This is a genomic window from Candidatus Poriferisocius sp. (assembly GCF_965204015.1).
Taxonomy (GTDB): domain Bacteria; phylum Actinomycetota; class Acidimicrobiia; order Acidimicrobiales; family Bin134; genus Poriferisocius.
The window spans coordinates 1333910-1347673 of record NZ_OZ241965.1 but is presented as its reverse complement, the minus strand read 5'-3'; the positions used below and the strand labels follow the sequence as shown (position 1 = coordinate 1347673).

Annotated in this window: 13 protein-coding genes and 1 tRNA gene; 13 read left to right on the top strand and 1 reads right to left on the bottom strand. The window is 67.2% G+C overall.

The window, feature by feature from the left end; translation table 11 throughout:
• Positions 1–15 precede the first annotated feature (15 nt).
• From rsmI to ACOGJC_RS06005, 6 genes are read left to right on the top strand one after another with little or no spacing between them, the layout of a single operon-like run.
• Complete coding sequence (rsmI, locus tag ACOGJC_RS06030; RefSeq protein ID WP_419847609.1) at positions 16–843, top strand: 16S rRNA (cytidine(1402)-2'-O)-methyltransferase; 828 nt, start codon at positions 16–18, stop codon at positions 841–843.
• A 58-nt stretch (positions 844–901) separates the two neighbouring features.
• Positions 902–1366, top strand: coding sequence for a VOC family protein (locus ACOGJC_RS06025; RefSeq protein ID WP_419847608.1), 465 nt, complete (start codon positions 902–904; stop codon positions 1364–1366).
• A 40-nt stretch (positions 1367–1406) separates the two neighbouring features.
• Entirely contained in the window at positions 1407–2906 is a 1500-nt protein-coding gene (locus ACOGJC_RS06020; protein WP_419847607.1) for a class I tRNA ligase family protein, read from the top strand.
• Between the two features lie 2 nt (positions 2907–2908).
• Positions 2909–3655: a TatD family hydrolase gene (locus tag ACOGJC_RS06015; RefSeq protein WP_419847606.1), complete on the top strand. Its 747-nt coding sequence runs from the start codon at positions 2909–2911 to the stop codon at positions 3653–3655.
• Positions 3652–4470 carry a 16S rRNA (adenine(1518)-N(6)/adenine(1519)-N(6))-dimethyltransferase RsmA gene (gene rsmA, locus ACOGJC_RS06010; RefSeq protein ID WP_419847605.1) on the top strand — a complete coding sequence of 273 codons (819 nt, stop codon included), beginning with the start codon at positions 3652–3654 and terminating at the stop codon, positions 4468–4470. The genes ACOGJC_RS06015 and rsmA overlap by 4 nt, the downstream gene beginning before the upstream one ends.
• Positions 4470–5171, top strand: coding sequence for a 4-(cytidine 5'-diphospho)-2-C-methyl-D-erythritol kinase (locus tag ACOGJC_RS06005; protein WP_419847604.1), 702 nt, complete (start codon positions 4470–4472; stop codon positions 5169–5171). Before rsmA ends, ACOGJC_RS06005 begins: the two co-directional genes overlap by 1 nt.
• Before the next feature lie 10 nt (positions 5172–5181).
• Here the strand turns inward: ACOGJC_RS06005 and ACOGJC_RS06000 are convergent, their stop codons facing one another.
• A complete protein-coding gene (locus ACOGJC_RS06000; RefSeq protein ID WP_419847603.1) occupies positions 5182–5283 on the bottom strand; it encodes a 30S ribosomal protein bS22 in 102 nt (33 codons plus the stop codon).
• 112 nt (positions 5284–5395) lie between these two features.
• On the opposite strand from ACOGJC_RS06000, the gene ACOGJC_RS05995 reads away from it, so the two are divergent.
• From ACOGJC_RS05995 to ACOGJC_RS05965, 7 genes are all read left to right on the top strand, one after another.
• Positions 5396–5468, top strand: a tRNA-Gln gene (locus tag ACOGJC_RS05995).
• A 71-nt stretch (positions 5469–5539) separates the two neighbouring features.
• On the top strand, positions 5540–6505 hold the full coding sequence (locus ACOGJC_RS05990; RefSeq protein ID WP_419847602.1) for an NTP transferase domain-containing protein: 966 nt from the start codon (positions 5540–5542) through the stop codon (positions 6503–6505).
• A gap of 4 nt (positions 6506–6509) precedes the next feature.
• Complete coding sequence (locus tag ACOGJC_RS05985; RefSeq protein WP_419847601.1) at positions 6510–7490, top strand: ribose-phosphate diphosphokinase; 981 nt, start codon at positions 6510–6512, stop codon at positions 7488–7490.
• Between the two features lie 48 nt (positions 7491–7538).
• Positions 7539–8231, top strand: coding sequence for a 50S ribosomal protein L25 (locus ACOGJC_RS05980; RefSeq protein ID WP_419847600.1), 693 nt, complete (start codon positions 7539–7541; stop codon positions 8229–8231).
• Between the two features lie 18 nt (positions 8232–8249).
• Complete coding sequence (gene pth, locus ACOGJC_RS05975; protein ID WP_419847599.1) at positions 8250–8861, top strand: aminoacyl-tRNA hydrolase; 612 nt, start codon at positions 8250–8252, stop codon at positions 8859–8861.
• Entirely contained in the window at positions 8861–12352 is a 3492-nt protein-coding gene (mfd, locus tag ACOGJC_RS05970; RefSeq protein WP_419847598.1) for a transcription-repair coupling factor, read from the top strand. The genes pth and mfd overlap by 1 nt, the downstream gene beginning before the upstream one ends.
• A gap of 54 nt (positions 12353–12406) precedes the next feature.
• Positions 12407–13729 (top strand): MazG nucleotide pyrophosphohydrolase domain-containing protein, encoded by a 1323-nt coding sequence (locus ACOGJC_RS05965; RefSeq protein ID WP_419847597.1) that lies wholly within the window; start codon positions 12407–12409, stop codon positions 13727–13729.
• Positions 13730–13764: the final 35 nt, after the last annotated feature.

The window sequence follows — 13764 nt, the reverse complement described above, 5'->3', positions numbered from 1 at the left end:
CACGCTGGAGGAGGCATGGCTGGCAGATTGGTACTGGTTGCCACTCCCATCGGCAACCTGGGCGACTTGTCCCCACGGGCAGTGGAGGTCTTGGCCAAAGCTGACGTGGTGGCCTGCGAGGACACTCGCCGCACCGGTCGCCTGCTGGCCCATGCGGGGGTGACTGCTCCCCGCTTGTTGGTCGTGAACGAGCACACCGAGAAAGCCGGTGCGGCCGAGATCGCCGAGCTGATCACAGGTGGGAGCATGGTGGCGTTGGTCACCGACGCTGGCACCCCGGCGGTTTCCGATCCGGGGGCCAAAGTGGTCAAGGCCACCCTCAAGGCGGGAGGCGAGGTGGAAGCCGTACCCGGCCCCTCGGCTGCGATTTCAGCCCTGGTGGTGAGCGGCTTGCCCACCGGGCGTTTCTGTTTCGAGGGATTTCTGCCCAAAAAGGGCCGCCACCGGCTCGACCGCCTCGAGGAGCTGTCCCAGGAATCCCGCACCACGGTGCTGTTCGAGGCCCCGCACCGGCTGGCCCGCACGCTGGGTGACATGGCGTCGGTACTCGGCGGTGATCGGTTGGTCGCCATCGTTCGGGAGCAGACCAAGCTGCACGAGGAGATCTGGAGGGGAACCTTGGCCGATGCCGTCGCCAGGGCCGAGGAAGCCGAGCCCCGAGGCGAGTACGTGCTGGTGGTGGCCGGTTGCCCCGATCCGGCGCCCCCGTCAGAATCCCAAATCAAGATGGCCCTCGATGAGCGGCTGGCCGACGGCCTGTCCCGCCGGGATGCCGCCGCGGCAGTGGCCGCCGACCTCGGCGTATCCCGACGAGCCGTGTACCAGATGAGTCTGGCAGACTGACCCCGCCAGTTTTTCCTGACTGAGAGATGCCTGACTGAGAGATGAAAGAAGAGTCCCCATGAGCGATGTCAAGCCCATTCCGGATGACTATCCCCGCATCACCCCCTACCTGTGTGTGGCCGGCGCGGCCGCGGCCATCGACTTCATGGTCGAGGTGTTCGGCGCCACCGAGCGCATGCGGATCTCCGCACCCGGCGGCATGATCGGCCACGCCGAGGTGGCCATCGGCGACGGGCTCATCATGGTGTCCGACGAGTACCCCGAGATGGGGGTGTTGGGACCGAATTCCATCGGCGGCACCGCGGTCACCATCAGCGTGTACGTGGAAGACGCCGACGCCACCTACGCCAAAGCTGTTGCCGCCGGGGCCACCGCTGAGCGGCCGGTGGAAACCCAGTTTTACGGCGACCGGGGTGGCATGTTCGTCGACCCGTTCGGCCACCGCTGGCACGTGGCCACCCACGTGGAGGATGTGTCCCCCGACGAGATGGCCCGCCGTTCCGCCGAGATGTTCGGGGAGTAACACATCGGGATCAACGGACTGATGGAAGTAGTGTGAAGCGGTGTCGCGCTATTTCCTGACGACCCCGATCTTCTACGTCAACGACGCCCCCCACATCGGCCACGCCTACACCGTGCTCAACGGTGACGCCGTCACCCGCTGGCATCGCTTGCTGGGCGAAGACGTCTTCTATCTCACCGGCACCGACGAGCACGGCCTCAAAGTCCAGCGGGCGGCGGAGGCCAACAACCTGTCGCCCTTGGAGCAGGCCGACGGCACCAGCCAGCGCTTTCGGGAGGCGTGGGCCGAGCTAGGGGTGGCCAACGACGAGTTCATCCGCACCACCGAACCCCGCCACCACCGCTCGGTTCAGACGCTCATGCAGAGGGCCTATGACAACGGCTACATCTACTCGGCGGTCTACGACGGCTGGTATTCGGTATCCGACGAGGCCTACGTGTCGGAAGAGGACGTGACCGCCGAAGACATCGAGTCGGGCCGGGTGGAGCGGATGACCGAGGAGAACTACTTCTTCAAGCTCTCCGAGTTTGAGGGACCGCTGTTGGAGTGGTTCGAGTCGAACCCCACCAACATCACTCCCGAGGGCTACCGCAATGAGGCCCTGGGCATCATCCGGGGCGGTCTGCGGGACATCTCGATCACCCGCACCTCCATCGACTGGGGCATTCCGGTGCCCTGGGCCGAGGGCCACGTGTTCTACGTGTGGTATGACGCGCTCACGAACTACGCCACCGCGGCGGGCTACGGCCATGACGACGAGAAGTTCGCCGCCTGGTGGCCGTCGGTCCGTCACCTTCTCGGCAAGGACATCATCCGCTTCCATTGCGTGTACTGGCCGGCCATGCTCCTGGCCGCCGGGGTCACCGATCTGCCCAACTACCACGTCCACGGCTGGCTGCTGGTGGGCGGGGAGAAGATGTCGAAGTCGGCGTTCAACCAGATCTCGCCCACCGACCTCATCGCCGACTTCGGCGTGGACGGCTTTCGCTACTCCCTGCTCCGGGACACGCCCTTTGGCCCCGACAGCGAGGTGAGCCACGAGGCCCTCCAGCACCGCTACAACACCGATCTGGCCAACAACTTCGGCAACCTGTTGCAGCGGGCCTCCACGCTGGTCCACCAAAAGTGCGGGGGAATCGGCCCCGCCCCCGATGCCGACCACCCGTTGGCCGACATTGCCGCCAAGGTTTACTCGGATGCCGCGGCGGCCTGGGACCGCTTCCAGCCGTCGGTGGCTTTGGAGGCCACTTGGCGGCTGATCCGCGAAACCAATGAATACCTCCAGGCCACCGAGCCTTGGAAGATGGATTCCGGTCCCCTGGTCGACACGGTGCTGGGCAACGCCCTTGAGGCCCTCCGCATCGTGTGCATCATGGCTTGTCCGGCCATCCCCAGTTCCTGCGAAGCGGCTTGGACCCGCTTGGGACTCGACGGCACCCCCCTCGATCAACGGCTGCCCGCCGCAGCGGTCTGGGGGCAGTACCCCGGTGGGTTGCCGGTAGCCGAAGGCGATCCGCTGTTTCCCCGGCTCAAAGGCTGAAGGTGCGCTGGATCGACAACCACTGCCACTTGGAGTCGGACTCCCTCGAAGCCACGGTCGCCCAAGCATCGAGTGCCGGGGTGGAGCGCATGATCGACGTGGGCACCGATGCGGCTACGTCGGTGGCCGCGATTGCCAAGGCGGAGGCTAGTGATCGGGTATGGGCCACGGTAGGGGTCCACCCTCACGAAGCCCGTCACGGCATCGACGGGATCGAGGAGTTGCTGGGATCCAACCGGGTGGTGGCGGTGGGGGAGAGCGGGCTCGACTACCACTACAACCACTCGCCACCCGCCGACCAGCAGGCGGTGTTCGCGGCCCACATCGAGATGGCCCACCGGCACCGGATGCCGCTGGTGATCCACACCCGGGAGGCGTGGGACGACACCTTCGCCATACTCGACGAAGGCGGCGTGCCCGAGCGCACGGTGTTCCACTGCTTCACCGGCGGCGCCGACGAAGCTCGGGCCGCGTTGGACCGGGGGGCGTACCTGTCGTTCAGCGGCATCGTGAGCTTCCCCTCGGCCGATGACGTGCGGGCTGCGGCCGAACTGTGTCCCATGGACCGCCTGCTGGTGGAAACCGACTCGCCGTACCTGGCCCCCGTACCGCTGAGGGGCAAGCCCAACACCCCGGCCAACCTTCCCCTAGTGGGAGAGGCGCTGGCCCGAGTCCACAGCGTGCCCCCCGAGACGGTGGCCGAGCACACCTGGGACAACGCGGCCGCTTTCTACCGGCTCGACGCGTGACCCTCACCCGCAACCAGGTGCGGGATCTGCTCGACCGCCACGGCCTGGCCCCGAGCCGGGCCATGGGCCAGAACTTCGTGGTCGATCCCAACACCATCGCGGCGATGGTGCGGGCCGCGGAACTGGCTCCCGACCAATCGGTTGTGGAGATCGGCCCCGGTCTCGGCGCCCTCACCCGGGCGCTGGCTGCCGAGGTCCACGATGTGCTGGCCGTTGAAGCCGACCGCCACATGCTGGCCCCGTTGGCCGAGGTGGCCGACGCCCCCAACGTGGAGATCGTCCACGCCGACGCCACCACAACGCAGTGGCGAACCAGGCTTGGCGCTGACAGCCGGCGGTGGGCGCTGGTGGCCAACTTGCCCTACAACATCGCCGTCCCACTGCTCTTGGAACTCCTCGACAACGAGCCCCGCATCGAGACCTTCACGGTGATGGTTCAACAGGAGGTGGCCGAGCGGTTGGTGGCTCCGGTGGGTACCAAGGCCTACGGGATTCCCACGCTCAAGGTGGCTTACTGGTGCGAAGCCCGGATGGTTCGCACGGTTCCGTCCACGGTGTTCTACCCCCGTCCTCGGGTGTCGTCGGCCGTGGTGCGGCTGGAACGCCAGTCAGCACCGGCGGTCGACGTCGACCCCGATTACCTGTTCACCCTCATTCGCACCGCTTTTGGCCAGCGCCGCAAGATGCTGCGCCGCTCCCTGTCCACTTACCTCACCCCCGACGAATTCGCCCAAGCCGCCATCGACCCCACCGCCCGCCCCGAACAGCTCACGCTGGACCACTGGGCCAAGCTGGTCGCCGTAGCCTCGTGGTGATGGTTGTTCTATCTGCACCAGCCAAGCTCACGCTGTCGCTACGGATCACCGGGGTGCGGGATGACGGGTATCACCTGATTGATGCGGAGATGGTGACGCTGGACTTGGCCGACACGCTGGAGGTCGAGGCGGGCCACGAGGTGGTCATCGAGGGCGGGGGCGAGATCGACCCTGACGAAAACCTCATCACCCGGGCGCTGGCTCTGGCGGGGCGGGATGCCCGGGTCACGGTGGCCAAGCGAATCCCGCCGGGGGCCGGGTTGGGAGGAGGGTCGGCTGACGCCGCCGCCATCCTCCGCTGGGCTGGCTATAGCGACGTCGAAGGAGCGGCCCAACTGGGTGCCGACGTTCCCTTCTGTTTGGTCGGCGGTCGGGCTCGTGTCCGGGGCATTGGCGAACTCATCGAGCCGCTAGAGCACATCCCCCGAATCCTCACCCTGCTCATTCCCCCGTTTGGCTGCTCCACTCCGGCGGTGTACCGCCGCTGGGACGAGATGGGAGGCCCAAGAGGATCGAACGGCAACGACTTAGAACCCGCCGCCCTCGAGGTGGAACCCCGCCTGGACCAGTACCGCCGAGCGCTGGAACAGGCCACCGGTCAGACGGCGCGTCTGGCGGGCAGCGGTTCTTCCTGGTTTGTGGAGGGCGCCTACCCCGGCGAAGGCCGCATTGTGGTGGGCACCATTCCGACCGGTGGGTGATAGCTGGGAGCTACTTGCCGCGGGCTCGCCGCTGGAAGCGAGTGCGCTTGAGCATTTTCTTGTGCTTCTTCTTACGCATCCGCTTGCGGCGCTTTTTGATCAACGATCCCATGGTGCGACCACGCTAGCCCGACCAGCGGCACCAGCAATAACCCGAGAGTTGACCAGCCGGCAATGGAGTAGCCTGAAAATGGTGCCTGACAGCTTCACCGCAAGGGGCTCATTGGCGAGTAGTTCAAGTGGCAGAACGCCTGGCTTTGGACCAGGAGGTTGCAGGTTCGAGTCCTGCCTCGCCAGCCGCGCTAGAAAGAGTGCATGCTGTTGATGTGCATGCATACAGCGGATTTGTCCGCTGATTCTGGGATCTCATGACGTCGGATCGGCTACCCCTGTCCGCGGTGGTGTTGGCCGCGGGCCGGGGTGTTCGCATGAGATCGGGGCGGCCCAAGCCCCTCCACGACCTGTGCGGGCGGGCCATGCTGCTACACGTGATCGACGCGCTGGCCGCGGCACGACCCCGCCAAATCGCCGTGGTGGTGGGCTTTGGCGCCGAGGAAGTGGCCAAGCACGTCACCCAGGAGGCTTTTGACCTGCGCATCGACTTCGTAGAGCAGCCCGTCCAGCGGGGCACAGCTGATGCTGCCTCCCTGGGCCTGTCGGCTTTAGACAGCGATGTCGACGACGAAGACGTGCTGGTGATCTCAGCCGACATGCCCCTCATCCAGGGCCAGACGTTGCGGGGGCTCATCGCCCAACACCGGGCTTCCGGGGCAGCGGCCACCGTGGCCACCGCGGCCGAGGGGAATGTTGAACTGTGCTGCTTCCGGCGCAGCCTTCTATCACCGGCTCTGCGCCGGTTGACCGCCAGCGACTCCGGCCTCGAGTACAGCCTGTCTGACGCGGTCTCTGTGCTGACTTCGGCTGGTCACGATGCGGGGTCGTATGCCATCGACGAGGCCGAGGCCCAGGGAGTGGACGACCGAGAGCAACTGGCCTTCGCCGAAGCGGAGATGCGCCAGCGGATCAACCGGAATTGGATGGTCGCCGGCGTGCGCATCATGGCGCCCCACAGCGCGTACATCGACGTGAGCGTGAAGCTGGCCCCCGATGTGGTCATCCACCCCGGCGTGGTACTGAGAGGTCAGACTGTGATCGGCGAAGGTGCCATCATCGGCCCCCACACTCACCTGATCGATTGCGTGGTCGGTCCCCGAGCGGTGGTGGAGGCGGTGTCGGCCACCGATGCCGAGATCGGTGCCGATGCCAATGTGGGGGCCTACATCACCCTCGAACCCGGGGCTCAGATCCCGTCCGATTCGACAGAAAGAGACTGAAACCATGGAACTGGTTACCAAGAAGAAGTTGGCCATCATCTCGGGTCGGGCCAACCACGACTTGGCGGCTGAGATCGCCGATGCGCTCGGCGAGGAGTTGGTGGAGCCCAACATCGCCGACTTCGCCAACGGAGAGATCCACTGCCGGTTCGAGGAGTCGGTGAGGGGCACCGACGTCTTCATCGTCCAGAGCCACACCGCCCACGACGACGCCTCCATCAACGACGCGGTTATGGAGCATCTCATCATGGTGGACGCCGCCCGGCGAGCCTCGGCCAAGCGGATCACCGCGGTGTGCCCCTTCTACGGCTATGGCCGCCAAGACCGCAAAGCCGCGGGCCGCGAGCCCATCACCGCCAAGCTGATGGCCAATACATTCCGGACCGCCGGGGCCAATCGGATGCTGAGCGTCGATCTCCACTCCGGGCAGATCCAGGGATTCTTCGACGGCCCTTGGGACCACCTCACCGCCATGCCGGTGCTGGTCGATTATCTCAGGGACTTCAACGGCGAACTGGTGATCGTGTCGCCCGACGCCGGCCGGGTGAAGGTGGCCGAGCGCTACACCAATGAGCTGGACGCCGACCTGGCCATCGTTCACAAGCGCCGGGCCATGGACGTCAAGCACGCGGTGGAGGTCATCGAAGTGGTGGGCGACGTGGAGGGCCGCACCTGCGTGCTCATCGACGACATGATCGACACCGGGGGCACCATTGTGGCCGCGGCCGATGCGCTGGCCGCCCGGGGGGCAGCCACCATCGTTGCCGCCACCACCCACGGCGTGTTCTCCGGCCCAGCCATCGACCGGCTCAAGAACTCGGTGATCTCCAAGGTGGTGGTCACCAACACCCTGCCCCTGTCGCCCGACAAGCAGATCGACAAGATCGAGGTGCTGTCGGTAGCCCGAATCATCGCCGACGCCATCGACGCCGTGTTCGAGGACACCTCCGTCTCTGAGATCTTCGGCGGCAAGAACCTCTCTTAGCGGCTTAGCCGTTTCAGCCCGGCGGCAAGTAAGATTCCTAGCTGCGCTATGGCTGAGCTGATCTTGAAGACCGACACCTCGCGTGAACTCGGGACCCGACCGTCCCGCCGCCTGCGCCGTAAGGGGCGGGTGCCTGGTGTGGTCTATGGACTCGGCGGGGCTTCGGTTCCCGTCGCGGTGGATGCCCGCGAGCTGCGGTCGGCGCTGACCACCGATGCCGGCCTCAACGCCTTGCTTACCTTGGACGTTGACGGCGACCGCCAACTCGGCCTGGTCAAGGACTTACAACACCACCCGGTGCGCAACGAGGTCATCCATGTGGACTTCATCCGGGTGGACGCCGACGTCGCGGTCGAGGTCGATGTGCGGATGGTGCTGGTGGGCGAAGCCACCGCGGTGGCCAATGAAGACGGTGTGGTAGACCAGGCGGCCTTCACCATCCGGGTGCTGGCCAAGCCCGAGGCCATTCCCAACGAGCTGTCGATCGACATCAGCGAGATGGTGATGGGCGACACCGTCAGGGCAGGCGACCTCGAACTGCCCGAAGGTGTGGAGCTGGCGGTCGACCCCGAAGAGCTGGTGGCCAGCACTTCGATACGGGTTATCGAGATCGAAGAGCCCGAGGTCGATGAAGAGCTCGAAGTGGAGTACGACGAGGACGGCCAGCCGATCGTCCGCGAGGACGCCGACGAAGACGCCGAGCAGGCCGACGACGCCGCCTCCGAAGAACCCGCCGAGTAAGTCTCGGCGCCTGTCGCCGTGCCCTCTCGCTGGCGATCCCGCAAAAGGCACACCGACACCCCTGCCGACCTCGTGGTGGTGGGGTTGGGCAATCCCGGCGACAAGTTCGTCGGATCCCGCCACAATGTGGGTGCCGAGGTTGTGGAGCTGCTGGCCAGCCGCCACGGTCAGGCGCTGGGCAAGAGCCGGGAAGCGGCGCTGGTCGCGGAGGTCCGGGTGGGTGGCCGCCGGGTGGTGCTGGCCTTTCCCCAGACATTCATGAATAAGTCCGGCGAGGCCGTTCGGGCGCTGGTGCGGCGCTGGAGCATTGCCGACCATCTGGACCGTCTGGTGATAATCCACGACGAGCTTGATCTGCCCCCGGGCCGGATCAAGGTGAAAGACGGCGGGGGATTGGCCGGTCACTACGGCCTGTCGTCCATCAAGTCGCACCTTCGCACCGCCGACTTTGCTCGGATTCGCATCGGGGTGGGCAAGCCCCCTGATCCCCGAGCCGGAGCCGACTACGTGCTGAAGCGGCCGGGTCGGGCTGACCGGGACTTGCTGGACGACGCGGTGGAGCGGGCGGCCGACGCCGCGCTAGCCCTACTGGACGACCCTGTGGATGCCGTGATGAACAGGTTCAACTGATGGCCACAACTGCGGCCTCTGTTGCTGAGTCGGGGTTGGTCGGCCTCGGTCGGCTGCTGGAATCGGAGCCTGCGGTGGTGGGTGTGCTCGGTCGCCGGGACGCCTCCCTGGCGGTGGCCGAGTCGGGACAGGCCGCGGTGCTGGCCGCCATCGCCGAGCTGAACGGGCGCCGTCCGGTGGTGGTGGCCACCCCCACTACCGCGGACGCCGAACGCCTGGCCGGCGATCTTTCGGCGATGCTCGAGGGGGGTGCCGCCCTGTTCCCGGCGTGGGAGACCCTGCCGTTCGAGCGGGTCAGCCCCGGCGTGGAGACAATGGGTCGCCGCAGCCAAGCCATCTGGCAGCTCCGCGACCCACGGAGCTGCCCTCCGGTGCTGGTAGCCCCGGTGCGGGCCTTGCTTCAGCGCCTGGTTCCCGATTCCGACGGCGTTGCCCCGGTGACGGTGGCCCAGGGTGACCGCATCGACCTGGGCGAGTTGGCCGCCGAGTTGGCCGGCCGGGGCTATCGCCGCGATGTGCAGGTGGAGCACCGGGGGGTGTTCGCGGTGCGGGGCTCCATCGTGGACGTGTTCCCGTCCACGGCCGACAGCCCGGTCCGCATCGACCTGTGGGGCGACGAAGTGGACCGGCTTACGGAGTTCTCGGTGGCCGACCAGCGCTCCACCGACCCGGTGGATGAAGTTGTCGTCTTCCCAGCTCGGGAGGTGCGGCCCACCCCCGCCGTCCGGGCGGCCGCGGAGCGGCTGATCGCCTCCCGCCCCTGGGGTCGGGAGCAATGGGAGCGGCTGGTCGAGGGCCAGTTCTTCGATGGGATGGAGTCGTGGCTGCCGTGGCTGGGTGGCGACGACCAGATCATCACCGACCGCCTGGGTCCCGACGCCCTAGTGGTGCTGCTGGAGCCGGGTCGGCTGCGGGACCGGGCGGCCGACATCGCCGCCGAAGAGGCCGACTTGGCCGGTGTGCTGGCCCAGACTTGGGGAGCGGCTGGTGAGGAGTTCCCCCGCCTGCATGTCGACTACGACCGGCTGCTGGCCGCCTGTCCGTCACCAGCGTGGACCATGACCGCAGTGCCCGCCGGGCCGTCGATACCGTCGGTAGCCGTGGGGGGCTGGGCCTCGGCCATCGGCGATCCGGCCGCCCCGGTACGCCAGGTCTCCCGGCTGTTGGCCGAGGGGTACGAGGTGAGGGTGGCCGCCGACGGGGTGGGATCGGCTGGCCGCGCCGCCGCTTTGCTGCGCGAGCACGGGGTGGACCTCCCGGTTCTCTCCGGGGCCGGTAGGGCGGGATCGTCGGGAGTCGGAGGCACGGCCCACGGCGGCAGCGGTGTGGTGGTGGCACCCATTCAGCGCGGTTTCGTGCTGCCCGAATGTCGCCTTGCCGTGCTGGGCGAAGCCGATCTGACCGGCCGCCGCCGAGCCCACCGGCGCAGCCGCCCCCGCCAGTCGGCGGCCCGGGAGCTGGACGACCTGGCCGCGGGCGACCATGTCGTTCACCGCCACCACGGCGTGGGCCGCTACTGGGGCATGGTCACCCGGGCCATCGGCGGGGTCAGCCGCGACTACCTGCTGGTGGAGTACCGGGGTGGCGACAGGCTGTATGTGCCCACCGACCAGGTCGACGCCGTACGCCGCTACTCCGGGGGCGAGACTCCCACGCTCAGCAAGATGGGCGGCGCCGACTGGCAGCGAACCAAGAGCGGGGTGCGCTCCGCGGTCAGTGAAATTGCCAAGGAACTGGTGGTTCTTTATCAGCGCCGGATCACCACGCCCGGTCGGGCCTTCTCTGGTGACACTCCGTGGCAGGCGGAGATGGAGTCGGCTTTCGGCTACCAACTCACTCCCGATCAGCACAAGGCCATAGTCGAGGTCAAGGCCGATATGGAGCAGCCGGTGCCCATGGACCGCCTGATCTGCGGAGATGTGGGTTTCGGCAAGACCGAAGTGGCCATCCGGGCGGTGTTCAAGGCCGTCCAAGACGGCGCCCAGGCCGCGGTGCTGGTGCCCACCACGCTATTGGCCCAGCAGCACTACCAGACGTTCAGCGAGCGGTTCGCCGGCTATCCCATTCGAGTGGAGGTGCTGAGCCGGTTCTTGTCTCCCCGCCAGGCCCGCCAGGTGGTGGCCGGGCTGGCCGATGGCTCGGTGGACGTGGTGATCGGCACCCATCGACTGTTGTCGGATGACATCTCTTTTCGGAATCTGGGGCTTTTGGTGGTGGACGAGGAGCAGCGCTTCGGCGTCACCCACAAGGAGGCCATCAAGTCGATCCGAGCGGATGTGGATGTGGTGACCCTCACTGCCACTCCCATTCCCCGGACGCTGGAGATGAGTCTCACCGGCATCCGCGACCTCACCCTTTTGCACACGCCCCCCGCTGACCGCCAGCCCATCTTGACCTACGTGGGCTCCTACGACGAACGCCCGGTGGCCGAGGCCATCCGCCGGGAGCTCCTGCGGGAGGGCCAGGTGTTCTTCGTCCACAATCGGGTGGCCGACATCGACCACGTGGCTGCCGATCTGCGGGAGCTGGTGCCCGAGGCCCGCATTGCGGTGGCCCACGGGCAGATGGACGAGGGCACGCTGGAGCAGGTGGTGATCGACTTCTGGGAGCATGCCTACGACGTGCTGGTGTGTACCACCATCATCGAGTCGGGCATCGACATGCCCACGGTGAACACGCTGGTGGTGGACCGGGCCGACCTTTTGGGGCTGGGCCAGCTCCACCAGCTGCGGGGCCGGGTGGGCCGGGCCGGAGCGCGGGCCTACGCCTACCTGTTCGCTCCGGAGGGGCGAGTGCTCACCGAGGAGGCCTATGAGCGGCTCAAGACCATCGGCGAGGCCACCGAGCTGGGATCAGGGTTCAAGATCGCCATGCGCGACCTGGAGATCCGGGGCGCGGGCAACATGTTGGGCACCGGCCAGTCGGGCCACATCGCCGCGGTGGGCTACGACCTCTACTGCCAACTGGTCACCGAGGCGGTGGCCGAGCTGAAGGGCGAGACTCCGCCCGAGCCGGTGGAGATCAGCATCGACCTGCCCGTGGCGGCGGCCATTCCCGCCGACTACATGCCCAAAGAGGAGTTGCGCCTAGAGGCCTACCGGCGGGTGGCCGCGGCCCTGCTCCCCGACGAGGTGGACGACGTGGCCGCCGAGTGGGCCGACCGCTACGGCCCCGTTCCCGACGTTGCCCAAACGCTGCTGGACGCGGCTCGGCTGCGGTGCGAGTGCTTGCGCGCCGGAGTCCGGGAGGTGACAGTGGCCAAAGGTCCCGGATTCGGCGGTCCCAAGTGGGTGGCCCGGCTGAGCCCGGTGGAGCTCCGGGCCAGTAGGCGGGTACGCCTGGAGCGCCTTTACCCCAAGGCCACCTATCAGGAGACTGCTGGGCTGCTGGTATTGCCTGTTGAGTCGGCCGCTGCTGCCTGCGAGACCCTCATCGCCGCCCTGCGCGACTTGGTGCCCGAGGAGCAGCCCGCGCCGGTGGCGGCATCGTGAGCATCGTGACTGGCCGGGTGGGACAGCGGGCGGCATCGTGATAGGCAAGACGCCATGGCCAAGGTGATCGTTGCCGGGCTCGGCCCGGCCGGACCCGAGCTCATTACGGGGGCAGTGCGAGACGCTATCGAGCGCGCCAGTCGCCGCTTTGTCCGCACCCGCCGTCACCCCGCGGCGGTGGCGGTGGAGCCGGCGGAGTCGTTCGACGACCTCTACGACCAGGCCTCGTCGTTCGAGGAGGTGTACCGGGCCATCGTGGACCGCTTGGTGGCCGAGGCCCGGGCGGACGTCGGCGATGTGCTGTACGCCGTGCCCGGCTCACCCCTGGTGGCCGAGCACACCGTGGAGCTGCTGCGGGCGGTGCCCGGCTTGGAGTTGGAGGTGCTGGCCGGGCTGTCGTTCGCCGATTTGGCCTGGGACCGCGTGGGTGTTGATCCCCTGGCCGCTGGGGTGCGATTGGTGGACGGGCGCCGTTTCGCTGTGGAGGCCGCCGGAGAGCGGGGTCCGCTGCTGGTGGCCCAGTGCGACGCCGTCCATGTGCTGAGCGACATCAAGCTGGCCGCGCTGGACGTTGTCGACCGCTCGGCCGCTGGTGGTGGAGACGAGAAGGTGATTGTCTTGCAGCGCTTGGGCCTGCCCGACGAGCGGGTGTTCGAGGTGGCCTGGGCCGACCTGGACCACGCGGTGGCGCCCGACCACCTCACGTCGCTGTACGTGGCCGAGATGGGCGCGCCCATCGCTCGGGAAGTGGCTCAGTTCGCCGATTTGGCCGGCGAGTTGCGCCGCCGCTGTCCCTGGGATCGAGAGCAGACCCACCAGTCACTGCGGGGCCATCTGCTGGAGGAGACCTACGAGGTGCTGGAGGCGCTCGACGCGGTGGACCCCGACACCCTGTCGGGCTATGAGGAGTTGGAAGAAGAGCTGGGCGATCTGCTCTATCAGATTGTGTTCCACTCGGTGCTGGCCGCCGAGGCGGGCCAGTTCACGCTGGCCGACGTGGCCCGGGGCATCCACGACAAGCTCAAGTCCCGCCATCCCCATGTGTTCGGTCCATCGGATTCGGATCTGGTTGAGGTGGACGACGCCGACGAAGTGTTGGTCAACTGGGAGGCCATCAAGCGGGAGCAGAAAGGGCGCTCCTCGGTGATGGACGGCATCCCGCCGGGGTTGCCCGCGCTGTTGTTCGCCGACAAGGTGATTCATAAGGCCCGCTCGGTGGGGGTGGTGCCCGAAGTGGACACCGCCACGGTGGCGGGCCGTCTCTACGAGGCCGTTCTGGCCGCCCAAGCATCGGGTTTGGACGCCGAATCTGAGCTTCGAGTGTTTGCCAATGCCGTCGGCGAGCAAATTCGCGCCCGTGAAATTTCTTCTCTGTAATTTATTGTTAATCCTGGTCAAGTCTCATTTCATCG

Coding starts and splice junctions, on each gene's coding strand:
- rsmI (WP_419847609.1), top strand. CDS start 16: ATGGCTGGCAGATTGGTACTGGTTGCCACTCCCATCGGCAACCTGGGC.
- ACOGJC_RS06025 (WP_419847608.1), top strand. CDS start 902: ATGAGCGATGTCAAGCCCATTCCGGATGACTATCCCCGCATCACCCCC.
- ACOGJC_RS06005 (WP_419847604.1), top strand. CDS start 4,470: ATGGTTGTTCTATCTGCACCAGCCAAGCTCACGCTGTCGCTACGGATC.
- ACOGJC_RS06000 (WP_419847603.1), bottom strand. CDS start 5,283: ATGGGATCGTTGATCAAAAAGCGCCGCAAGCGGATGCGTAAGAAGAAG.
- ACOGJC_RS05990 (WP_419847602.1), top strand. CDS start 5,540: ATGACGTCGGATCGGCTACCCCTGTCCGCGGTGGTGTTGGCCGCGGGC.
- ACOGJC_RS05985 (WP_419847601.1), top strand. CDS start 6,510: ATGGAACTGGTTACCAAGAAGAAGTTGGCCATCATCTCGGGTCGGGCC.
- ACOGJC_RS05980 (WP_419847600.1), top strand. CDS start 7,539: ATGGCTGAGCTGATCTTGAAGACCGACACCTCGCGTGAACTCGGGACC.
- mfd (WP_419847598.1), top strand. CDS start 8,861: ATGGCCACAACTGCGGCCTCTGTTGCTGAGTCGGGGTTGGTCGGCCTC.
- ACOGJC_RS05965 (WP_419847597.1), top strand. CDS start 12,407: ATGGCCAAGGTGATCGTTGCCGGGCTCGGCCCGGCCGGACCCGAGCTC.